Source organism: Clostridium sp. CM027, from assembly GCF_024730565.1.
Classification (GTDB): domain Bacteria; phylum Bacillota; class Clostridia; order Clostridiales; family Clostridiaceae; genus Clostridium_AD; species Clostridium_AD estertheticum_B.
This window is the reverse complement of sequence record NZ_CP077725.1, coordinates 1,778,857-1,802,194: the sequence shown is the minus strand read 5'-3', so window position 1 is coordinate 1,802,194 and position 23,338 is coordinate 1,778,857. Positions and strand designations below refer to the sequence as shown.

Sequence of the window (23,338 nt, the reverse complement as noted above, 5' to 3'; positions counted from 1 at the left end):
GGTGAGTTTATGGATTTAGTAAGATATGAATTATATAAAATTTTTTCGAAAAAGATAGTAATTATTGGAATAGTGATACTTGCAGGTTTCATTGTATTAATAGCTTCGCAGCTTTCTAATGTAAATAATACATTTAAAAAATATAATAATGCAATTAATACTGGTAAAAGTACAATAATGGTAAGTAATATGGAGCAGGAGATATTATATAGCACAATTTCTCGTCCTAACATATTGTGGTCAAATCACAAAGAGAAGCTTACTAAACTAAAAAATGAAATAACAAAAATTCAAAAAGTAAAGGGGATAAGTAGTTATACTTATAGGAAAAAGAACCTAGAATATAATTACCTTAAAAAGATAGGATCACCAGAAACCATCAGTTACCATAGTATATGGCCGGCTATTCTTAGAAAAAATGATATATATTGCTTTATTGCGTTTCTTATTATACTTGGAATATCTCCTATATTTTCTGAGGAATATTCAACTGGTGTTGATTCTCTAATACTAAGTAGTAAAAAAGGAAGAAATACTATAGTAAGAGCAAAAATATTAGCGGCGGTAGTATATATCATTGTTATTGCAGGTTTTGCATGTACACTTCAGACAATTTTCGATATAAGTATGCTGGGTAATTATAGCGGTGTTGCATTCCCTTTAAGCATGTTTGGACATTTTGTTCTTCAATTTCTAACTAATCTTACTGCGGGTATAGCTCTTGGTTTATTCATTTTAGTTATTTCTGCAAAAGCTAAAAATTTGCTTATTCCGGCATTCACTGGAATTGCAGCTGTTGTAGCTATAAATGTAATTGAAATTATTCAAAGTATTCTTCCAGAGTGGCTAAAGAATTTAACAGATTTTTATTATATAAGATACATTTATTCGGATTATTTGTATAAAGACTTTAAAGCGTTTAATATACTGGGATATCCTGTATTATATCCTTATCTAGCATTCTTTGTAATGTTAGTAGCATCAATAAGTTGTATATTAATGACTAAGCGCTTATTTATTAATCATAATGTTTCAGATTAAGAAATTTGGAGGATAAATATGAGAAAAATATATTTGTTGTTGGCATTATCTATAGTTTTAATGCTTTCAGGTTGCAATGCAAAAAATAATGCTGTAACTACTGCATTACAAAGCTCTAATAGTGAAAATACTCCTACTTCTAAAAGTGGGACGTATATTGTGAGGCATCCTCCTGCATCTGGAGAAAATATTGGTGGTCTTAATGTAATAACAGGTCACAAATCAAAGTTCTTAGGAGATGTGAAAAATTTTAACGGTTATCTTGATTTACGGTATAGTGACTTAAGTAATGTCAATCTAAGTCAAAATAGTGAACAACTTAGTAATTGCTTTTTTAGTAATCATACTAAATGGCCTGAAAAAATGACAAAAGAATATAAGCCAGATACCATTTTGGAGCTTGGTAAAAATCAAGGATTAGGAATAAGCAAGCTTAACAATGAGGGTATAGATGGTAGAGGAATTAATATTGCTATAATAGACCAGCCCTTATTAGTTGATCATGAAGAATATAAAGATCAGATAAAGTTCTATGATGAGATCAATGGCAATGGAAAAGCATCAATGCATGGGCCTGCAATGACTTCAATAGCTGTAGGTAAGTCAATAGGAGTTGCACCAAAAGCTAATCTTTATTATATTGGTTGCTATAATTTAGATATTAAGAATGGAAATGGAGAAATAAATTTCATATGGGAGGCAAAAGCAATTGATAAAATTCTAAAAATTAATAAAACTCTTTCTGAAAAAGATAAAATAAGAGTATTATCAATTTCAGCTGTATGGGGTCCCAATAATAAAGGATATAAGGAAATGAATGAAGCTGTGAAAAGAGCCGAAAATGCTGGGATTTTCGTTATTTCTGCCAATATATTTGAAACTTCTAATTATAAGTTTTGGTATTATGGAGTTGATAGAGAACCTATGGCTGATCCAGAGAAACAATCCTCCTACAAACCTCATAAATGGAGTAATTGGATTTCTTTCGTAGCAGAGATACCTGGATTTGGTAAATATTATGAAGAAAAGTATAATAAATTAGCAGCAAAAGAATTGCTATTAGTTCCAATGAGCTCAAAAACCTTTGCGATTCCTGAAGATGTCAAGGGCTACAGTTTTAATAGAATAGGTGGGTGGAGCTCGGTAGAACCTTATCTTGCTGGACTATATGCCCTGTCTTGTCAAGTAAAACCCAATATCACTCCTGATTTATTTTGGAGTACTGCACTGAGAACAGGCGATGCCATGGATATAAGCAATGAAGGTAAAGAAACCAAAACAGGCAAACTGATAAATCCAATAAAATTAATAGAAGCATTAAAGGATGATAAGTAAGAATTTCAGCGCACCATAAAGTTCTAGGAATTTTTGCAAATCCTAGAACTTTAATTTTAATATTTTTTATCAAAAACACGCAATAACTAATCTTCGCGTAAATCTAAATAAGAACTACCATCAAGAGGAATTAGAGCTTGAAGGCCTGGAATATCGTTAGCTAATCCTACAGCATAAACAGTGTAAAAACGATTAGGTTTTAGTTTTATATTAGGGACGTATAAAGCAATATTCGTGGTACCAGTAGGTCTAACTTCTAAAGTATAAGTTCCAACAGGGACTTCTATATAATCAGTAAATTGTTTGTACTTAATATTTTTAAGTAGAATTTTACCGTCTGGTAATGCAACATCTACAGCACCGAGATTAGGTGATAAATGAGCAAATTTAATATAAGCATTGTTACTAGGATTTATAACTATAGGTTCTGGAATAGGTAGTAACTCAATGTTAGGTAATAGACCAATAACTGCAACGGTGTAAATTTTTTCAGGCGGAATAAAAATATTTTTATTAAGTACAGGTGTAGTTTTAGTACCTGTAGCATACAATTTTACATTGTAATTTCCAGCCATAACTTCTATATAATCTGTAAAAGCACCATAAGTAAGGTTTTTAAATTTTAACATATCATTAATATATACATCAACAGCTGGGGATTTAGGTGAAGCATGAAGAATCCTAAAATAAGAATTCTTAGGGGTAACTCTATATAGCGGATAAGGATCATTATAATTGTTTGGACAATAGAACATAAAAGGCTCCCTTCAAATATTTCTACTGTATTAATATATGAAGAACAATCCTAGAATGTTACTGAAATTAGTTGTAACTCGACTATCACATGGTAAAACTCGTATTATTGAATGAATCTGTTGAATAAATAGCCAACTAATAAATCCCGGAGAATTAACATCTTCCGGGATTTATTAGTTGGCTATTTATGTAGAAATTTTTAAATAAGCTTAGAAATTGTATGGATTCCTAAGTTTGGTTCACACTAAAGATATCTACAATTTAAAGAAAAACTGATTATTTTATGCTTCCAGCTGCAATAGATTTTATAATTTGTTTTTGTGCTAAAAAATAAAATATTATAACTGGAATAATTGCGAGAGTTAGTCCCGCAAGAGCTAAATTCCACTGTTTGGTATATTCACCAAAGAAAAAGAAAGTTCTCAATGGCAATGTTTGTGTTCCTGGTCTATTAATAACTAAGGATGGCAATAAAAAATCATTCCAAATCCAAACGGTATTTAAGATAGAAACTGTAACAGTTATTGGTTTTAACAAAGGAAATATTATATACCAAAAGGTTTGAAATTTGTTGCAACCATCTAACATGGAAGCTTCATCTAACTCCTTTGGGATTCCTTTTACAAAACCATGATACAGGAATATGGATAAGGCTGATCCAAAGCCAAGATACATAAATATGAGTCCACCCATATTCAATAATTTAAATTTACCCATAATTCTAACTAGGGGCAACATGATTGCTTGAAAAGGTATTAACATGGATGAAATAAATAACAAAAGAATTGCGTTGCTCAGTTTTGTTTTTGTCCGCTCTAACATCCAGCCCGCCATTGAAGCGAATATTGCAATAAAAATAACACCAGATATTGTTATTGTTAAAGAGTTAGTAATTGCATTTAAATAGTGCAACCTATCAAATGCTTCTTTATAATTATTTAAAGTGAATATTTCAGGAAAGGACAATACACTTGCAAATAATTCTTTTTTTGTTTTAAGGGAATTGATAATAATGATATAAAAAGGTGATAAAAATAATGCGCCTAAGGCAATACCAATAACTCCTAGAGCTAGTTTACCTACATTTAATTTTCTGGTTTTTTTTATCATGCTTCCACCTCATTTTTCTTAGAAAGATATACTTGTGTTAAAGTAACCGCACCAACTATTAGTAAAAATATAACAGCTTTTGCTTGCGCTACGCCCATTTGATTAAATTTGAATGCGGTGTTGTAAATATTCATAGAGAGCATCTGTGTTGAATTTGCAGGACCACCTGCAGTTAAGGATAAATTTTGGTCATAAAGTTTAAAGGAATTAGATAAAGTTAAAAATAAACTTACTGTAAAGGCAGGTCCTACTAGAGGGAATGTAATATTCTTTATTCTCTGCCATGCATTTGCACCATCAATCTCAGCTGCTTCCGTAAGCTCTGGTGGTATGTTTTGAAGAGCAGCTACATAAATAACCATTAAATATCCTGACATTTGCCATGACATTAAAATTACTAACCCATAAAATCCAGTAGTCCCATCCGATAACCATCCAAGTAACCATTGCTGATGAAAAATAGTTCCAAGTCCAGAAAAAACTTGTGTGAAAATAAACTGCCAAATAAATCCAAGTATAAGTCCTCCTATCAAGTTAGGCATAAAAAATATAGTTCTAAGTAGATTATTGCTTTTCATACCAGTTGTTACAAGTAAAGCGAGGCCAAATCCAATACAATTTATTACAACAACTGAAACTATAGTAAATTTAGCTGTAAATAAGAATGAAGCAAGGAAAGTCTCATCCTTAAATGCAGAGACGTAGTTTGCAAATCCGATCCAACTTATATCGGATGCAATTCCATTCCAGTCTGTAAAAGAATAGTAAACTCCAAAAAGCAATGGTATGATCAAAACTATAGTGAACACAGCTAAAATTGGACCTACAAACATCCAAAATGACGCATTATTTTTTTTCATTACAGTATCTCCTTTCGTACATTAGCTTGATATTAATAAAATCCTGGAACAGATTTGAACTTTCCCAGGATTTTGAAATCTTAAATCATATTCATTATTTTTTTCTTGCTGCTGACCAGGTCGTTTTCATATTATCTACTAATTTATCCCATGTGATGGTGCCAGCAATATATTTTTGAACGTCTGTTCCGAATTTTTCCATACCCCATGCAGTAGGATATCCCATAAATACCCATGGAATTGTTTTTCCTTCGTTTACGTATCTAAGTACTTCTTTACCTAGTGCATCTGTTGGTTGTAATTTCTCACCGTCATAACCTTTGAAAGCTGGTATAAACTTAAAGTCTTTAATGATCATTTCTTTACCTCTGTCTGAAGTATATAACCAGTTTAAGAAGTCTGCAGCAGCTTTCTTAGCTCCATCATCTTTTGAACTGTTAATAGCCCAATACATAGGTACTCCAACTTGGATACAACCTTCTTTAACGCCATCTAAAGGCATTGGTAATATACCAATATTTTTGGACAATTCTGGATCGATACCATCTATTGATCCAAAAGCCCAGTTTCCTTGTTGAATTATTGCTACTTTACTCATAGAGAACATTTTTTCAACTTGAGTAGAATAGTCCACGCTGTTAATTGATTTATTAGTACCATCTGGCTTATAAGCATATTTAATTTGAAGATCTAATAGTTTCTTTAATGGCTCATTTTGTTTGAATGTTATTTCTTTTGCATTAAATGCATCTACAACTGTTGGAAATTCATTTGCAAAAGCAACGTTAGATAAATGTAATCCTGTTACCCAAGTTTCCTTGCCAGGTAAAGCAAATACTGCATCTATCTTTAATTCTTTCTTCTTTGAATCCAATGTTTTCGATGCGGCTTTTAAATCTGCATATGTTTTGATTTTTGAAGCATCAATTCCTGCTTTTGTGAATATTGTTTTATTGTAAATAAGTCCAGATCCTTCTTGGTTAAACGGCATACCATAAAGTTTACCATCCATCTTTACAGCATCTAAAGTTCCTGGGTAAGCTTGTGATACCCATGGTTCGCTTGATAAATCTTGAAGTTTAGCTTTCCAGTCAAGGACATCTTGAGTTCCGCCAATATTGTATATTGTTGGTTCTTGTCCTGATGCAAATTTAGATTTTAATGCCGCACCGTAGTCTTCTCCACCGCCAACTGTTTGTACATTAATTTTAACATTTTTATTTAATGCCATGTATTCTTTTGTAGCTTTTTCAAGAGCATCCTTAGCTTCAACTTTAAATTGGAATATGTCCACTACGACATCCTTGCCTACCGCTTTTGAAGCAGCAGGATCTGTACTTTTACTACAACCAGACAACATACCTGTCATTATAGCAACTGTACATGCAACTGCTATAAGCTTTTTTGTGTTCTTCATTATTAAGCCCCCCCTATTTTCTAATTAAATCTTATCTATGCAATCGTTTGCTTAAACATTATAATAAACCATTTAGAGAATATTGTCAATATAGTAATTTTATTTTTTTCTTTCAGTATTTTAGTAAATACTAAAAGAGAAGATATAACATTTCTACTGATATTATTCTAATAAATTTTTTTGATATGTGACAGCCATTCCGTGGATATCAGTACATTGCTGAGCTTTTATTATAACTACCACTGGTGAAGTTTCAGGGCCCTATAACTATGGTATTTAAGAGAGCGTTCCAATATTTCAAGTATGGTCAATGAGGAGTGATTTTAGTAATTATAAACCTAATTTTGTTAGCATTTAGTATCGTATTTATTAGAACTCAAAAATAAGAAGAGTAGAGGTGATTTGTATGAAAAATAATGAATTTTAGATTTAATGGAGAATTATGCTTGATTCTGAATTTATTGCACAAAATTATGATTTTATTGCAAAATTGCACATTCGTTGAAGATTGATGATTTGTTTTTTTCTGTAGTTGTAGTAAATTACTTAGTAGACGTATGAATTAATTAACATTTAGGGGGATGAATATTTATGGGGAATTTTCAAAATATTAATACTTTAAAGCCAGAAGGCATTGAAAACAAAAAAGCATATTTAGTCGGAGGAGGTATAGCCTCTCTTGCGGCTGCTGCATACTTAATTCGAGATGGTCATATGGATGGTAAAAATATCACTATTTTAGAACAAGCACATATTATCGGTGGTAGTATGGATGGAGCTGGAAACGCAAAGGACGGTTACGTTGTTCGCGGTGGACGCGAAATGGAAGAACATTATGAGTGTTGTTGGGATTTATTTAGCGCGGTTCCTTCTCTAAGCGCCCCTAATCGAACTGTTTTGGACGAATTTCGAGAGCTAAATATGGCTGACCCTAACGAATCGACTTGTAGGTTACTTCATAACTGTGGTGAAAAGGCCGATTTTTCCTCTCTTGGATTAAACGATCTTCATATTAAGCAACTTACTATGCTTCTTCTTGCAACCGAAGAAAATTTGGGAGCCACAACTGTTGAGCAGTATTTTCACCCATCTTTTTTAGAAACTAATATGTGGTGCTTCTGGCGCTCTATGTTTGCATTTGAAAATTGGCACAGCGTTGTGGAAATGAAACGATATATGCAACGTTTTATGCACTTGCTTCCTGGAATGAGCCATATGAAAAACATTATGTTTCCAAAGTACAACCAGTATGAGTCTATGATTCTTCCTTTGGAAAAATGGTTGCAGTCTAAAAATGTAGTCATTAACCTAAATGCACAGGTTACAGATTTGGATATTGATATAGAAACTGATAAAAAAACTGTTACGGCCATTCGACTGTTGCATAATGGCAAGGAAGAAATAATTCATACAACCGAGAATGATTTGGTATTTGTTACCAATGGATCTATGACAGAAAATTCTACGATTGGAAGTATGCACGAGCCTGCAACAATTAATCGTGGAACAGCAGGTTGCTGGGATTTATGGAAAAACATAGCTAAGAAAGATCCTTCATTTGGAAAACCAGAAGTTTTTTGTAGTGACATAGACAAAAGCAAATGGGAATCTTTTACTATAACTAGCGCGGATCCTAAAATAGCAGATCTTCTTAAGGAATTAACAGGTAATGACCCATATTCCGGGAAAACTGTTACAGGAGGTATTATAACTATCAAAGATTCAAGCTGGCTTTTGAGCGTAACTTGTAATAGACAGCCTCACTTTATTGACCAACCTAAAAATGTATTGGTACTATGGGCTTATGGTCTTTTCCCTGACAATATTGGAGATTTTGTAAAAAAGAGAATGTGTGATTGCACTGGTGAAGAACTTGTAACGGAACTTTTATACCATATGGGTAAGAAAGATGAAATACCAGAAATCCTTAAAAACGTTAATGTTATCCCTTGCATGATGCCTTATACAACCAGTCAGTTTATGCCACGTGTCAAGGGTGATCGTCCTGACGTTATTCCGAAAGGAAGTAACAATCTTGCCTTTTTAGGACAATTTGCAGAAGTTGCAGATGATTGTGTATTCACAGTTGAATATTCCATTCGTTCAGCTATGATGGCGGTTTATACGCTACTTAATCTTGAGAAAGAAGTACCAGATGTATATCCCACTAAATACGATGTTCGCGTGATTGCTGCGGCAACAAAGGCATTATATAGTGGACGTCCTCTCCCCGCTGAGATGATTGTGAAAAAACTTTTAAAAAACACAACACTTGAAGGGTTAATTTAAATATAAAAAAAGAGAACCAGGAGAAATTTAATTCCTCCTGGTTCTCTTTATTATAAATATTTTTATAATAACTACCACATACAATTTCTGATGTTTAAATAAAAATACTATCAGTGACAGTATGGTTGGCAAAAGTGTTTACTATTTTTGTATTTTGCATTTTGATAATGCTCTATGGATATCGCCACTTATTACATTATTGAGATCGGCGATAAGTTGTTCTGGATTTTTAACCATCTTTGTTCTTATCCAATCAAGCAATAACCCTACAAATGCAAATTTATAAAAATTAACTATAAATTCTTTTTTTTCTTCCCAAATCTTCATGTCCACGGCGAGCTCATCAACAACATTAAAGACAAGGGTGTACACTGCATTGTATAAATGGGTTTCCAAATACTCACGCCCAACGGAATTATAGGTATTTAACACCATTTTATGATTTTGATCTAAATAGAGAAATATTTGCAAAAATCCCTGTTGCCACGTTTGATACGTTTTATTTTCTGCCATGACACTAGCAACTTCAGTTTCGAAAACCCACTCTAAAAGTGCATAGATATCTTGAAAGTGATAGTAGAATGTACGGCGATTTACTCCACAGTCGTTAACAATATCATTAATTGTAATTTTTGTTAATGGAGTAGTATTCATTAGTTTTTTCAATGATGATGCTAAAGCTTTTTTTGTGGTTTGTGACATACATTACAGCTCCTTTCCCTGCGCATTATATATATTATATTTATAATGAAGGAGTTAGTCAATGAGGTAGTAAGGAGCTGGATTTAGTTATATCCTACGGAATCATGTTCGTAGCCTAAAAAATATAAAATGATAAAACTTTTAGATGCAAGTATAATATATGTTATACTAAAATTGAAAAATATTAATTTAGAGGTGATACTTATGGATCATAAAAGTACAGATATTGCTAAAATTTCTGTGAAAATGTCCCTATGTCCAAGAGCTAGTGAAGAAAAATTTATCGCAGCTTATAAAGAAAAAGGAATATTGGTTACTGCAATAGATATTGGAGGTAATTTTTCTGCATTTACTACAAAGGTAATTGAAAGTGCTATTGTAGCTTCAAAAAGAGGTGGACTTATAAAGGATTGTCATGTTCATGAGGGTGCTGTAGCTGGTGCTACTAAAGATGCTTTAGCCCAAGTTGCACCTAAAGCTAACGGATTAAATGTAGGTGGGAAAATGGGAATAGCGAGATCTGGTGAACATATAAGTGTATGTATATTTTTAAGTATAGGTTTGCTCCATTTGAATGAGGTTGTAATAGGACTTTCACATCGTTCTATACCTGATATTTATTAACTGAAATTTTATAATTTAAAAATCTAATATTTTAGAAATATATTGACAATTTGAAAAAAATGCTATAAGATTAATAAAAAATTTAACATAGAATAATAATGTAGTTAAGGTATTTTGTAGCATGTAGTATGGTAGCGTAGTAGGGTAGTATGGTAGTGTAATAATGGTAGGGATTAAGACGTAAATAAAGCTAACTATAAAATTAATGACATTTCAGAAGGAAAGTCTCCAACTTTTATAAGTGGGAGTTCTATACTATAACAAAGAAAAAATTATTGTGGGAGTATAAAGCTCCTTCTGAAGTCATTAATATTGCAGCTCCGCAGGAGATGACTCCGCAGGAGATGATTTAACAGTAGCTTTTATTTTTATAATTAAATATTTTAGGAGGATGGTAGTATGGTAGCGAAAAAGAGATTATTATGTGTAATTGGCACGTTGTTTTTAGGTGCCTCAGTTTTAGCAGGTTGTTCGACTGCTAAAACAAAAAGTAAAGGTAATTCTGGTAAGGTGACAAGTATTGGAATAATCCAACTTGTAGAACATCCCGCACTAGACAAAGCTCACAAAGGATTTATGGATGCTCTTAGTTCTAAGGGGTTTATAGATGGTGAAAAAATAAAAATAGACTTTCAAAATGCTCAAGGCGATATTCCAACAGCTCAAACTATTGCAAGCAATTTCACTTCAACTAAAAAGGATTTAATATATGCTATAGCAACGCCTTGCGCACAGGCAGCATATAACAGTACTAAAAGTATTCCTATACTTATAACTGCTGTAACTGATCCTGTAAAATCAGGTCTGGTAAAATCTCTAAACAAACCCGATACAAATGTTACAGGCACTAGTGATGAATTGCCTATGGATAAACAATTTCAATTAATTAAAATACTAAAACCTAACTGTAAAAAGGTAGGTATATTATATAATACTAGTGAAGCAAATTCAGAAATTCAAGTAGAAATGGCAAAAAAGCAAGGTTCAAAGATGAATTTAGAAATAATAGCTGTGGGGATTTCAAGTTCTAACGATATATCTCAAGCATTAGCTTCATTACTTCCTAGAATTGATGTTTTATATACAACAACTGATAACTTAGTAGCATCTTCAATGCCTCTCATCAGCTTAAAATCCATTGAAAAAGGAATTCCTATAATAGGCGCTGAAAAAGCCCATGTAGATGCTGGTGCATTAGCTACAGAAGGTATAGACTACTATAAACTTGGTTTTGAGACAGGTCTTATGGCAGTAGATATCATAAATGGTAAAAAGCCAAATGATATGCCTATACAAACTTTAAAGGAATCAACACTTACCATAAATGAAGATACGGCAAGCAAACTTAAAATTACTATACCAAGTGATTTAAAGGCAAAAGCAGTGATAGTTAAGGGCGGTGCTAAGTAATGGATGGCCTTATCATAAACATACTAGAACAAGGATTTATTTTTGCAATAATGGCTATAGGAGTTTATATAACTTATAGAATATTAGATTTTCCCGATTTATCTGTAGATGGAACTTTTGCATTAGGAGCTGCAGTTACAGCAGCCGCATTAGTAAAAGGTGTAAATCCTTTTATATCACTAATTTTAGCTTTTATTTCGGGCATAATGGCCGGAGGAATTACTGGGATACTTCATGTGAAGCTTAAAATAACAAATTTACTTTCAGGTATTTTAGTTATGATAGGACTTTATTCTATAAATCTTAGGATAATGGGTAAAGCTAATGTGCCATTATTTTCACAAAGCACTATTTTTTCTAATGATATTTCTCCAGTAATCATAATTGCCTTATTTGCTATTTTAGCTAAGATAGTTTTAGATTTGTTTTTGAATACAAAACTAGGGTTTATATTAAGAGCTACAGGAGATAATTCTCAAATGGTAACTTCCTTAGGAATTGATATAGGGACTATCAAAATACTTGGTCTTATGCTTTCAAATGGTCTTGTAGCAGTTTCTGGTTCTATGATGGCTCAATATCAAAGATTTTCTGATGTAGGCATGGGAACTGGAATTATAGTTATGGGTCTAGCGTCTGTTATATTAGGAGAAGCTATTTTCAAAAAAACTTCATGGATGCTTCCAACGACTACTGCAATTTTAGGTTCAATATTATATAAAGGCAGTATATCTCTTGCTTTAAACTTAGGGTTACCTCCAACAGATTTAAAACTTATAACTTGTATAATTGTTATATTTGCTTTGTCCTTAAATGGGAGAAAGGTTAATTTAAGTTTTAAAATGTTAAAGAAATTTAAGTCAGGAGGTGTTCCAATTGCTTCAGATAAATAATCTTCAAAAGGTTTTTAACAAGGATACAATAAATGAAAAAGTTATATTTAATAATTTGAACCTTCATTTAAACAAGGGAGATTTTATTACTGTAATAGGTAGCAATGGTGCCGGCAAATCATCTCTATTAAATTTAATATCTGGTTCAATATTACCTGACAAGGGTTCTATTTGTTTAAATGGAAGAAATATATCATCGCTTCCAGAACATAAAAGAACAAAATTTATAGGAAGGGTATTCCAAGATCCAACTTTAGGTACTTCTCCTTCTATGTCCATATTAGAAAATTTATCAATGGCTTATAATAAAGGGAGTAAATTTGGATTAACTCCTGGCATTAACAATAAAAATTTAGAGTTATTTAAGGAATCATTATCCAGACTTTCTTTGGGCCTTGAAAATAACTTAAATAAAAAGGTTGGTTTATTATCTGGTGGTCAAAGACAAGCTTTGTCACTACTTATATCAACTATATCTAATCCTGATTTATTGCTTTTAGATGAGCATACCGCAGCCTTAGATCCAAAGACTTCTGAAAATATAATAAAATTAACTAAAAATACAGTTAGTGAAAAAAATATAACTACACTTATGATAACTCATAATTTAAATTATGCCATAGATATAGGAAATAGGCTGATAATGCTTCATGGTGGAGAAATAGTTTTAGATATCAGCGGAGAAGAAAAGAAAAGTTTGACTATACCCAAACTTTTAGACAGATTTAACAACAAAAATTCCAATGACTTTATAAGTGATGAAGTGGCTTTTTCATAAAATTTTAGCAAGGAACTAACTAAAATGTACCCTATAGAGTAGACAATTTTAAAAAGTCTATCCTGTAGGGTAGTTTTAGTTATTTCCTATTTGTTTTTTTTGGAAACCATCCTTTTTTAACTCTTTCTTCTTGCTCTATAATTTCATGAATACTCCAAATGCATGAGAAACCAGCTACCCCTACTATAGCTGATAGTGTAGTATTTTTAATATACAATGAGACAAGCACAAAAACAATTCCTAAAATTAAAAATACAGGCCATATTTTTTTACCAAAATAGTATTCTCCTTTAATTACTATAGGATGAAAAACTCCAATAATAAGAAAGGCAGCAATGCCAATAAAAATTCCATGAAAATTCATTATAAGACCTCCTAAGCATTCTGAATAGTGTTAACACTATCGTTGTTGTATATATAGTATCATATAAAAACATCTTCCTCACCTAATCCGTTTTTACTAACAAAAAATGTAATATTATTAATCCTTGACATATTATAATTAAAAATATAGAATTTAAGTGATAACATAATTTTATATTTTTAATTATGCACAATGAAGTGTATTAAATGAGCATTGAGGCTCCGTGGGAATTGATTCCTATGGCGCTTTTTTATTTAACGACAGTTTAGAAGGAAAGACTCCCACGTCTATAAGCGGGAACTACGTACCATAACAAATAGAAAACTTCAGTGGGTGTATAAATCTCCTTCTGAAGTCGTCAATGCAGCTTCCGCGAAGCTGTTTCAGCTCCGCAGGAGATGATTTAATTCTGAAAGGAGAATATTAATGGAAAGTTTTAACATTAAAACGCAGATATATTTCGGAGACGGTTCATTAGAAAGATTAAGTCAACTTGATTGTAAAAGGGCATTTATAGTTACAGACCCTTTTATGGTAAAATCAGGTGCCATAAACAAGATTACTGATGAAGTTTCGAAGGGTGACATTCAGTATATGGTATTTTCAGATATTGTACCAGACCCACCAATCGAAGTTGTGGTAAAAGGTATAGAGGTTATGATGAAATTTAATCCAGAAGTAGTAATAGCTCTAGGTGGAGGTTCTGCTATAGATGCAGCAAAAGCAATATGTTCTTTTAGTTCTAAGATACATGATCGTATGGATTGTGGCGTGAAGAATAATAAAAAAATTAAATTTATAGCTATACCTACAACTAGTGGAACAGGTTCAGAGGTTACAAGTTTTTCTGTAATTACAGATAAAAGTAAGAATATAAAATATCCTTTAGTATCAGATGAACTACTACCTGACGAAGCTATATTAGATGCAGAACTTGTTACAACTGTGCCAAATTTTATTACAGGAGATACAGGGATGGATGTACTAACCCATGCTATAGAAGCTTATGTATCTACTAAAGCAACAGATTATACAGATGCATTAGCAGAAAAATCTATAAAATTGGTTTTTGAAAATTTAATGAGAGCTTATAAGAATGGTAATGATTTAGATGCAAGAAAAAAAATGCACAATGCTTCTTGTATAGCAGGGATAGCTTTTAATAATGCATCACTAGGGTTAAATCATGGAATGGCACATATTGTTGGTGGAAGATTTCATGTGTCTCATGGAAAAACTAATGCTATATTACTGCCATATGTAATAGAATACAATGCAGATTTAAAAGGTTTTAATTCAAATGATTATACAAAGGCCGCTAAAAGATATTCAGAAATATCCAAAATATTAGGATTGCCATCATCAAATGTTAGACAAGGGGTAAAAAGCCTAATAGCAGCTATAAATAAGCTTTTAAATGAATTAAATATGCCTACATCGCTAAAAGAAACAGGGATAAAGGCAGATGATTTTAAAAAAGAAGTTTCACAAATGGCCCTAATAGCTATAGAGGATAGATGTACTGAAACGAATCCACGAGTACCTAATATAGAGGAAATAATAGCTTTATTTGAAAGGGTTTTTGATAAAAAATAATAGGTCACATTGATATAAATAGCACGGAAAAATTAACAATATTAAAAACGTTTTCCATATTAATTTTTCATATTGACAAATTAGAATAAAGAGTATAATATTTAAGCATAGGTACACAATGGCGTGTACATTTTAAAGAAGGCAATGAGGCTTGTTAAAAATATAATTATATTTTTAGTGAGCCTATTTTTTTATAAAAATTCAAAGAAGTGGTGATACTATGGAAGAGAAACAAAGAGTAATACAAGAATATGTTCCTGGCAAGCAAGTTACATTAGCCCACTTAATTGCAAACCCCAACAAAGATCTATATAAAAAACTAGGACTTACAGCAGATCATAAGGATGCCTTAGGTATACTTACTATAACACCTAGCGAGGCCTCTATTATAGCAGCAGACGTGGCAACAAAGTCGGCAGATGTATCTATTGGATTTGTGGATAGATTTAGTGGATCAGTGGTTATAGTTGGTGATGTAGGCAGTGTAGAGTCAGCACTTACTGAAGTTATTAAGGTTCTTAGTAATGTACTCGATTTTTCTGAATGTAAGATAACCAGATCTTAGAGGTGATATATGAAAACCTTAATGTTAATTGGAAAAACATATTGTGGCAAAACTACTTTGACTCAAGCAATAAACGAAGACGAGTTACATTATAAGAAAACTCAGACAGTTGAAATTATCGACGGAATTATAGATACTCCTGGTGAGTACATTGAAAACAGATCTTATTATAGAGCTCTTATAGTTACTTCTGCAGATAGTGATGTAATCGCTATGATTCAGGATTGTACGCAGGAAGATAGTATTTTCCCGCCAAGCTTTGCTAGTATATTTGCAAAGCCTATTATTGGAATTATTACAAAAACTGATTTGTGCTGTGATGAAAACAAGTTAAAAGCAGCAGAAGAAGTTCTAGTAAGCGCAGGAGTAGAAAGAATTTTTAGAATAAGTGCTTTTGATAAATCTGGTTTAGAAAATTTAAAGGATTATATTATGAATTAAACTTTTTAAAAATCTATTTTTATTTTATGAGGTGAAGTATGAATAAAAAAATAGTAATAGCCGATGATGAGCCTATTACAAGAATGGATTTAAAAGAAATACTAGAAGCGGCAGGATACGATGTTGTAGGAGAAGCTTCAGATGGATTTGATGCAGTATCATTGTGTAGAAAACATTCACCAGATTTAGTGCTTATGGATATAAAGATGCCTCTTCTTGATGGATTAAATGCAGCTAAAATAATTCAAAATGAAAATTTGGCCAGTGGGATAGTTCTGCTAACTGCTTATAGTGGCAAAGAGTTTGTAGAAAAAGCTATCAAAGTAGGGGCTATAGGATACATAGTTAAGCCTATAGATGAAAAATCACTTATTCCAACTTTGGAGGTAGCTATATCCAAGAGCGCAGAAATAAAAAAAATGAAAATAGAAATTGAAAAAGGTTGTAGTAAGCTAGAAGAAAGAAAAATTATTGAAAAAGCTAAAGGCTTATTGATTCAAAGAGATAAAATTACTGAGCAAGATGCTTATGACCAGATTAGAACACTTAGTATGAATAAAAGATGTTCAATGGGAGATATAGCTGAGGCTATAATAATGAGTTATGAACAGTGAAAAAATATATGAACTATGTAGAATGTACACTAATTTAGATGAAGATGACATTTTAAAAATACAGCAAATGTCATCTTGTATTAAATATTTTGCCGACATTTTAAATGCAGATGTTTTTATAGATTGTCCAACTAGAGAAGCTGACGAAGCTATAGTAATAGCTGAGGCAAAACCTATTAATAGACCTTCGATGTATCAAAATACTGTAGTAGGAGAACTAGCATTAAGAGATAATGAGCCTGCTGTGCTTAGAACATTAGATCTTGGAATAACAACCAAAGACTTGAAGGCTGTAACTCAAGAACATATAAATGTACGACAAACGGTGTCACCTATAGAGAATAACGGCAAAATTATAGGGGTTCTAATAGTAGAGAAGGACATAACAGAAAAAATAAAAAAAAAAAAACATATGGAAATGCTAGCACAAGGCTACGAGGAGTTAGCTAATACTTTAGTATCTTCTACAGAAAATGAAAATAACATAGCTGATCACTTAGATGAAGCTATTATTATCTTTGATGAAGAAGGGGTAGTTAGGTTTAAAAATCCTATTGCTGATTTACTATATAAAAAGCTTGGCTACAAGGACAGCCTACTAGGCATGGATTATGATAATTTAGCCTTAGATGATATTAATTTTACGGAGGTAATGAATTTTCCTAATTCTAATGAATGTGAAGTGCATTTAGGAAAACTGTTTTTAAAAGTTAAGAGAATAATATTAACTGATAAAAAATTAAAACTTGTTACTATGATTAGGGATATAACAATGATGAAGGAAAAAGAGAAGGAATTAATTTTAAAATCTGTAGCTATTAAAGAAATTCACCATAGAGTGAAAAATAATCTACAGACTATAGCAAGTTTATTAAGACTTCAAGCAAGAAGAAGTGATAACCAGCAGACTAAAGATGCATTAAATGAAAGCATGAATAGAATTTTAAGTATAGCAGCTACCCATGAGATATTATCGCAAGAAGGTCTGGATGAAGTAAGTATACAAGAAGTTATTTCTAATATTAAAGATAACGCTATAAGATATTTTAATGCAACTAATAAGAATATTAAAGTGAATTTAATTGGAGGTAATTTTAAAGTAAGTTCAGATAAAGCAACTTCAATAGCTCTTGTAGTAAATGAATTACTTCATAATTCTATGCAATATGCTTTTGTAGATAAACCTTCAGGTAATATAGATATTGTAATCGAAAAAAGTGAAATATATTCTACCGTTGTAATAGTTGACAACGGTACGGGATTTGATATTAATAAGGTTAGAAAAAATAGTTTAGGACTTAGTATAGTAAAGACTATAGTTAAGGATAAGCTAAATGGAGATATTAATATAGCAACAGATTCAGAAGGAACTAGAGTTGTATTTGATTTCAAAAATTAATATGGATAATGGAAACACAAGGGCGTGTTTTTAAGATAAGCGATGAGGCTTAAAGTTATTTTTTAAATGACTTTAAGCCTTTTTTTGTTCTTAAACTGTGTTTCTGAAAATTCATAAGGCATTTGAAAAGAGGAATTAATATGAGAGAAGAAATTATAAGTGTTGGTATAGACATTGGTACTTCGACAACACAACTTGTATTTAGCAAGATAATTATAGAAAATTTGGCCTCAAATTTCTCTATACCTAGAATATCCATTGTGGATAAGGAAATTATATATAGAAGTGAAATATACTTCACACCACTTAAATCACAAAAGGAGATAGATGGTGAAAAGGTTCGCGAAATAGTAAAAAGAGAGTACCTTGCAGCAGGAATAGCGCCCTCAGATGTTATAACTGGGGCGGTTATAATAACAGGTGAAACTGCTAGAAAGCAAAATGCTAATGATGTTTTGCAAAAATTAAGTGGACTTGCAGGAGAGTTTGTTGTAGCTACTGCAGGACCTGATTTAGAATCAATAATCTCAGCAAAAGGTGCAGGAGCAGATAAAATTTCTGAGGATGAAGAGTCTACTGTAGTTAACTTGGATATTGGTGGAGGAACTACTAATATAGCAGTCTTCAAAGAAGGAAAACTTTTAGATACAGGATGTTTAGATATAGGTGGAAGACTTATTAAAATTGATAAGTCTTCGGGCAAAGTTCTATATATTGCGGAGAAGATAAAGGAATTAGCTAAGTTAAATCATGTTTCTATAGAAGAGGGGCAGAAGCCAACCTTTGAGGCTTTGAATATTATAGTCGATGAAATGGTTAAACTTTTAGAGGAAAGTGTGAATATAAGAGAAAAGAGCAGCTTCTATGAAAGAATACTTACCAATAAGGGAATTAGAAGCGATATAGCAATAGATTACATTACCTTTTCTGGAGGAGTTGCTGATTATGTTTGCAATCTGGAACCTGAAGAAATGTTTAAGTATGGAGATATAGGTATATTACTTGGTCAAGCTATTAGTAAGTCAAAGTTATGTACTAAAATTGTGGTTAAAAAATCTATAGAGACCATAAGGGCTACGGTGGTAGGAGCTGGTTCTCACACCACAGAAATTAGCGGCAGTACAATAACATATACAGAGGATAAGTTTCCTATTAAAAACCTTCCAATACTAAAACTTTCAGAGGATGAAGAAAATTCAGGTCATGAAAACATGGTTAAGGTTATAAAGGAAAAACTTAAGTGGTTTACATTAGAGAATGAGCTTCAACCCGTGGCTATAGCCATAAAAGGAAAGTTGAATCCTAGCTTTGTAGAGGTGCAAAAACTAGCGGAGACTTTGCTTTTGGGAATGGAAGAGATTTTGAAAGGTGATTTTCCAACTGTTTTAGTAGTTGAAAATGATATAGCTAAAGTCTTGGGACAAACTTTATATAGACAGCTTAATTTCAAAAAAGAAGTTGTGTGTATTGACACTATAAACGTCGAAAATGGCGATTACATAGACATAGGTAAACCTCTAGCAAATGGTAGGGTTGTACCAGTAATAATTAAAACACTAATATTTAATTCATAAAAAATAAGAGGGGTGAATTATCTTGAAATTAAAAACAAAGTTATTTGGAAAAGTGTATGATTTTAAATCAATAATGGAAGTTATGGCAAAGGCAAATGAAGAAAAGTCAGGAGATAAGCTTGCAGGAATTGCAGCAGAATCTTCAGAAGAAAGAGTGGCGGCTAAGGTAGTTTTAAGTCATTTAACTTTAGAGGATTTGAGGAATTGTCCAGCAGTACCTTATGAAATAGATGAGGTAACAAGAATAATTCAAGATGATGTCAATGAAAAGATATACGCTGGAATTAAAGACTTAACAGTATCTGAATTTAGAGAGTGGATATTAAATGAAAATACTACTGGAGAAGATATTAAAAGGATAAGTCGCGGACTTACTAGTGAGATGGTAGCTGCTGTAGCTAAGTTAATGTCTAATTTAGATTTAATTTATGGAGCAAAAAAAATAAGAATTACTGCACATTGTAATACAACAATAGGACTAGACGGAACCTTATCTGCAAGACTTCAACCTAACCATACCACAGATAATCCACAGGGAATTTTAGCTTCTCTTATGGAAGGATTAACTTATGGTGTTGGAGATGCGGTTATAGGCTTAAACCCAGTTGATGATTCCGTTGAAAGTGTAATGCGAGTTCTTAAAACCTTTGAAGACTTTAAGAATAAATGGGAAATACCAACTCAAAACTGTGTATTAGCTCATGTAACAACACAAATGGAAGCTATAAGACGTGGAGCTCCTGCGGATTTAATTTTCCAAAGTATAGCAGGTTCTCAAAAAGGAAATGAAGCTTTTGGAATAACTGCAGATATGATAGAAGAAGCAAGGCAGTTAGCACTTAAAGAAGGCACAGGATCTGGCCCTAATGTAATGTATTTTGAGACAGGACAGGGTTCAGAATTATCTTCAGATAGTCATAATGGTGTAGACCAGGTAACTATGGAAGCAAGATGTTATGGATTTGCTAAGAGATATAACCCATTCCTAGTAAATACTGTTGTTGGATTTATAGGACCCGAATATTTATATGATAGTAAAGAAGTTATAAGAGCAGGTCTTGAGGATCACTTCATGGGTAAATTAACTGGAGTACCAATGGGTGTTGATGCTTGTTATACAAACCATATGAAGGCAGATCAAAATGATATAGAAAATTTATCCGTACTTCTTACAGCGGCAGGATGTAACTTCTTTATGGGATTACCTCATGGTGATGATATAATGCTTAACTACCAGTCTACTGGATACCATGAAACAGCAACACTAAGAGATTTATTACACTTAAAACCAATAAAAGAGTTTGAAGTTTGGATGGAAAAAATGGGATTCACAAAAGATGGGAAATTGACTGAAAAAACAGGAGATGCATCTGTATTTCTTAAATAATGAGAGGAGGAAAAATAATGGTATCAGAAAATGATTTAAAAAAATTGGTTGAACAGGTACTACTTGAAATGACAAGTAAAGATAAGAAAGTTACAGCTAAAGTTGAAAATTCTATTAAAACAGAGGTTGAAGATGGATTTATTGATGATATTACAACTGTTGATATTAAAAAACAACTTTTAGTTCCAAATCCAGCAGATGCTAAGGGATATTTAAAAATGAAGGAGTCTACTCCAGCGAGATTAGGAATTTGGAGAGCAGGTCCTAGATATAAAACTGAAACAGCTTTAAGAGTTAGAGCAGATCATGCAGCAGCTCAAGATTCAGTTTTCTCAGATGTTTCAGAGGAATTCTTAAAGGAAATGAATTTATTTTCTGTTAAAACAGAATGCATCAATAAAGATGAATTTATAACAAGACCAGACCTTGGGAAAAAGATAACTGAAGAGGGTATAAAAGCTATAAAAACTAACTGCAAAATGAGACCACAGGTACAAATATATGTATCAGATGGATTAAGCTCAGCAGCTATAGAAGCTAATATTCGTGATGTACTTCCAGCTATGGTGCAGGGCCTTGAGGGTTACAGAATTTCTGTAGGAACTCCATTCTTCGTTAAAAATGGAAGAGTTGGCGTTATGGATGTAGTATCTGAAACCTTAGAAGCAGATGTTACTTGTGTACTTATAGGGGAAAGACCAGGCCTTGTTACAGCAGAAAGTATGAGTGCTTATATAGCATACAAAGCTACTGTAAATATGCCAGAAGCTAGAAGAACAGTTGTATCTAATATACATAAAGGTGGTACTCCTCCAGTAGAAGCAGGTGCTCATATATCTGACATAATAAAATTAATGCTAGAAAAGAAAGCAAGTGGAGTAGATTTAAAATTATAGTAAAGAAATTATAATTAGGAGGCAAAACACATGAAAAATGAAGCTATTCGTGCAACGGTATTAGGTGTAAAAATAATATCAAATGTTAGTCAAGATTTGGTAGAAGCCTTTAATTTAGCTCCACATCATAAGAGTTTAGGAATTATAACAGCAGATATAGATGATGTTACTTATACAGCTTTAGATGAAGCTACGAAATCAGCAGAGGTAGAAATAGTATATGCAAAATCAATGTATGCAGGTTCTGCAAATGCAAGTACAAAACTAGCAGGTGAAGTTATAGGAATAATGGCTGGACCAAGTCCAGCAGAGGTTAGAAGTGGACTTAATTCTGCTCTAGATTTCATAGAAAATGGAGCAAGTTTTACAAGTGCTAATGATGATAATACAGTTCCATATTATGCTCACTGTGTATCAAGAACAGGCAGCTTTTTATCGAAAACTGCGAACATTAAAGAGGGAGAGCCTATAGCTTATTTAATAGCTCCTCCACTTGAAGCTGTATATGCATTAGATGCTGCTTTAAAAGCAGCAGATGTTAAATTAGTAACTTTTTACGGACCACCATCAGAAACTAACTTTGGTGGAGCATTGCTTACAGGTAGCCAATCAGCTTGTCAAGCAGCTTGTGATGCTTTTGCAGCAGCAGTCCAATTTGTAGCTGAAAATCCTACAAATTTTTAAAGTGAGGCAATTAAATGTATAAGGGAGCATTAGGGTTAATTGAGGTACATGGGTACCTTGGTGCCATAGAAGCTGCAGATGTGGCACTTAAGACATCTAATGTAAATCTTATAGGTTGTGAAATAGTTGATGGTGGTTTGGTTACAGTAAAGATAAAGGGTGATGTTTCTTCAGTTAAAGCAGCTGTTGAAGCGGCTGAAATTGCTGTGACAAAGTTAAATATTTTAGTAGTAGCTCATGTAATTCCTGGACCAGACTTATCAGTATGGAACACTATTGTGGAAAATACAAGCACTAAGGATTGTGACCATAAGGAATGTAGTGAAGAGGTTTTAGTTGTTGAAAGTAAAAAAATCAAGAATGTAAATCAAGACAAAAAAACACAAGAGATTAAAGCGATAGAATTTGGAGATAACACTCTAAGTAATAGTACAAGCCTAAAAGAGCAGTTAGAGAGTGAAAAAGTAAATGAACTCAGAACATTAGCGAGAAGTCTTGACTTAGATAATATGACTAAGAAACAGATAAAGTTTGCTAAAAAAGATAGGCTTGTAGAAGAGATCGTATTATTCTATCAAAGGAGGAGTAAATAGTGGATAAGGA

23 protein-coding genes are annotated in these 23,338 nt (G+C 32.5%); 17 read left to right on the top strand and 6 right to left on the bottom strand.

The genetic code is table 11. The annotated features are described in order from the left end of the window. Positions 1-9: 9 nt before the first annotated feature. Together KTC92_RS08580 and KTC92_RS08575 are read left to right on the top strand one after the other, a co-directional pair. Complete coding sequence (locus KTC92_RS08580) at positions 10-1,041, top strand: hypothetical protein (protein WP_220286412.1); 1,032 nt, start codon at positions 10-12, stop codon at positions 1,039-1,041. 18 nt (positions 1,042-1,059) lie between these two features. Then, positions 1,060-2,376 carry a S8 family serine peptidase gene (locus KTC92_RS08575; RefSeq protein WP_216303421.1) on the top strand — a complete coding sequence of 439 codons (1,317 nt, stop codon included), beginning with the start codon at positions 1,060-1,062 and terminating at the stop codon, positions 2,374-2,376. Positions 2,377-2,462: 86 nt separating this feature from the next. Here KTC92_RS08575 and KTC92_RS08570 read toward each other — a convergent pair whose 3' ends face one another. The 4 genes from KTC92_RS08570 to KTC92_RS08555 all read right to left on the bottom strand — a co-directional run bounded on the left by KTC92_RS08570 (position 2,463) and on the right by KTC92_RS08555 (position 6,519). After that, positions 2,463-3,131, bottom strand: coding sequence for a DUF4397 domain-containing protein (locus KTC92_RS08570; protein WP_220286411.1), 669 nt, complete (start codon positions 3,129-3,131; stop codon positions 2,463-2,465). Positions 3,132-3,408: 277 nt separating this feature from the next. Next, on the bottom strand, positions 3,409-4,242 hold the full coding sequence (locus KTC92_RS08565; RefSeq protein WP_165411558.1) for a carbohydrate ABC transporter permease: 834 nt from the start codon (positions 4,240-4,242) through the stop codon (positions 3,409-3,411). Beyond that, positions 4,239-5,102 carry a carbohydrate ABC transporter permease gene (locus KTC92_RS08560; protein ID WP_216303424.1) on the bottom strand — a complete coding sequence of 288 codons (864 nt, stop codon included), beginning with the start codon at positions 5,100-5,102 and terminating at the stop codon, positions 4,239-4,241. The genes KTC92_RS08565 and KTC92_RS08560 overlap by 4 nt, the downstream gene beginning before the upstream one ends. Positions 5,103-5,196: 94 nt before the next feature. After that, positions 5,197-6,519 carry an ABC transporter substrate-binding protein gene (locus KTC92_RS08555; RefSeq protein WP_216303425.1) on the bottom strand — a complete coding sequence of 441 codons (1,323 nt, stop codon included), beginning with the start codon at positions 6,517-6,519 and terminating at the stop codon, positions 5,197-5,199. Positions 6,520-7,110: 591 nt separating this feature from the next. Between KTC92_RS08555 and KTC92_RS08550 the strand changes: the two genes are divergently transcribed. Next, on the top strand, positions 7,111-8,808 hold the full coding sequence (locus KTC92_RS08550) for an oleate hydratase (protein ID WP_216303426.1): 1,698 nt from the start codon (positions 7,111-7,113) through the stop codon (positions 8,806-8,808). Between the two features lie 141 nt (positions 8,809-8,949). Here KTC92_RS08550 and KTC92_RS08545 read toward each other — a convergent pair whose 3' ends face one another. Next, positions 8,950-9,510 (bottom strand): TetR/AcrR family transcriptional regulator, encoded by a 561-nt coding sequence (locus KTC92_RS08545; protein ID WP_216303427.1) that lies wholly within the window; start codon positions 9,508-9,510, stop codon positions 8,950-8,952. Positions 9,511-9,714: 204 nt separating this feature from the next. Here KTC92_RS08545 and KTC92_RS08540 point away from each other — a divergent pair, with 204 nt between their 5' ends. From KTC92_RS08540 to KTC92_RS08525, 4 genes are all read left to right on the top strand, one after another. Continuing rightward, a complete protein-coding gene (locus KTC92_RS08540) occupies positions 9,715-10,134 on the top strand; it encodes a HutP family protein (protein WP_216303448.1) in 420 nt (139 codons plus the stop codon). 399 nt (positions 10,135-10,533) lie between these two features. Next, on the top strand, positions 10,534-11,544 hold the full coding sequence (locus KTC92_RS08535) for an ABC transporter substrate-binding protein (protein ID WP_216303428.1): 1,011 nt from the start codon (positions 10,534-10,536) through the stop codon (positions 11,542-11,544). Then, complete coding sequence (locus KTC92_RS08530; RefSeq protein WP_165411564.1) at positions 11,544-12,437, top strand: ABC transporter permease; 894 nt, start codon at positions 11,544-11,546, stop codon at positions 12,435-12,437. The genes KTC92_RS08535 and KTC92_RS08530 overlap by 1 nt, the downstream gene beginning before the upstream one ends. Continuing rightward, complete coding sequence (locus KTC92_RS08525; protein WP_165411565.1) at positions 12,421-13,215, top strand: ABC transporter ATP-binding protein; 795 nt, start codon at positions 12,421-12,423, stop codon at positions 13,213-13,215. Before KTC92_RS08530 ends, KTC92_RS08525 begins: the two co-directional genes overlap by 17 nt. A gap of 79 nt (positions 13,216-13,294) precedes the next feature. On the opposite strand, the gene KTC92_RS08520 is transcribed toward KTC92_RS08525, so the two are convergent. Continuing rightward, positions 13,295-13,579, bottom strand: a complete 285-nt coding sequence (locus KTC92_RS08520) for a DUF4491 family protein (protein WP_216303429.1) — start codon at positions 13,577-13,579, stop codon at positions 13,295-13,297. Between the two features lie 426 nt (positions 13,580-14,005). Here KTC92_RS08520 and KTC92_RS08515 point away from each other — a divergent pair, with 426 nt between their 5' ends. The 10 genes from KTC92_RS08515 (at position 14,006) to KTC92_RS08470 (ending at position 23,328) form a co-directional block, all read left to right on the top strand. Continuing rightward, positions 14,006-15,175 carry a 1-propanol dehydrogenase PduQ gene (locus tag KTC92_RS08515; protein WP_216303430.1) on the top strand — a complete coding sequence of 390 codons (1,170 nt, stop codon included), beginning with the start codon at positions 14,006-14,008 and terminating at the stop codon, positions 15,173-15,175. Between the two features lie 220 nt (positions 15,176-15,395). Beyond that, positions 15,396-15,740 (top strand): ethanolamine utilization microcompartment protein EutS, encoded by a 345-nt coding sequence (gene eutS / locus KTC92_RS08510; protein WP_165411568.1) that lies wholly within the window; start codon positions 15,396-15,398, stop codon positions 15,738-15,740. Between the two features lie 9 nt (positions 15,741-15,749). Continuing rightward, positions 15,750-16,181 carry a EutP/PduV family microcompartment system protein gene (locus tag KTC92_RS08505; RefSeq protein WP_220286410.1) on the top strand — a complete coding sequence of 144 codons (432 nt, stop codon included), beginning with the start codon at positions 15,750-15,752 and terminating at the stop codon, positions 16,179-16,181. Between the two features lie 38 nt (positions 16,182-16,219). Continuing rightward, positions 16,220-16,795, top strand: coding sequence for an ANTAR domain-containing response regulator (locus KTC92_RS08500; RefSeq protein ID WP_165411570.1), 576 nt, complete (start codon positions 16,220-16,222; stop codon positions 16,793-16,795). Then, entirely contained in the window at positions 16,785-18,194 is a 1,410-nt protein-coding gene (locus tag KTC92_RS08495) for a sensor histidine kinase (RefSeq protein ID WP_220286409.1), read from the top strand. The genes KTC92_RS08500 and KTC92_RS08495 overlap by 11 nt, the downstream gene beginning before the upstream one ends. A gap of 140 nt (positions 18,195-18,334) precedes the next feature. Then, positions 18,335-19,768: an ethanolamine ammonia-lyase reactivating factor EutA gene (gene eutA, locus KTC92_RS08490; RefSeq protein WP_220286408.1), complete on the top strand. Its 1,434-nt coding sequence runs from the start codon at positions 18,335-18,337 to the stop codon at positions 19,766-19,768. Positions 19,769-19,790: 22 nt separating this feature from the next. Then, the gene (locus KTC92_RS08485) at positions 19,791-21,155 is read left to right on the top strand and encodes an ethanolamine ammonia-lyase subunit EutB (protein WP_216303434.1); all 1,365 of its coding nucleotides are present in this window, start codon (positions 19,791-19,793) and stop codon (positions 21,153-21,155) included. Between the two features lie 17 nt (positions 21,156-21,172). After that, positions 21,173-22,051, top strand: coding sequence for an ethanolamine ammonia-lyase subunit EutC (gene eutC, locus KTC92_RS08480; RefSeq protein ID WP_216303435.1), 879 nt, complete (start codon positions 21,173-21,175; stop codon positions 22,049-22,051). Positions 22,052-22,081: 30 nt separating this feature from the next. Further along, positions 22,082-22,735 carry an ethanolamine utilization microcompartment protein EutL gene (eutL, locus tag KTC92_RS08475; RefSeq protein WP_165411575.1) on the top strand — a complete coding sequence of 218 codons (654 nt, stop codon included), beginning with the start codon at positions 22,082-22,084 and terminating at the stop codon, positions 22,733-22,735. Positions 22,736-22,749: 14 nt separating this feature from the next. Next, a complete protein-coding gene (locus tag KTC92_RS08470) occupies positions 22,750-23,328 on the top strand; it encodes a BMC domain-containing protein (protein WP_220286407.1) in 579 nt (192 codons plus the stop codon). Positions 23,329-23,338 lie beyond the last annotated feature (10 nt).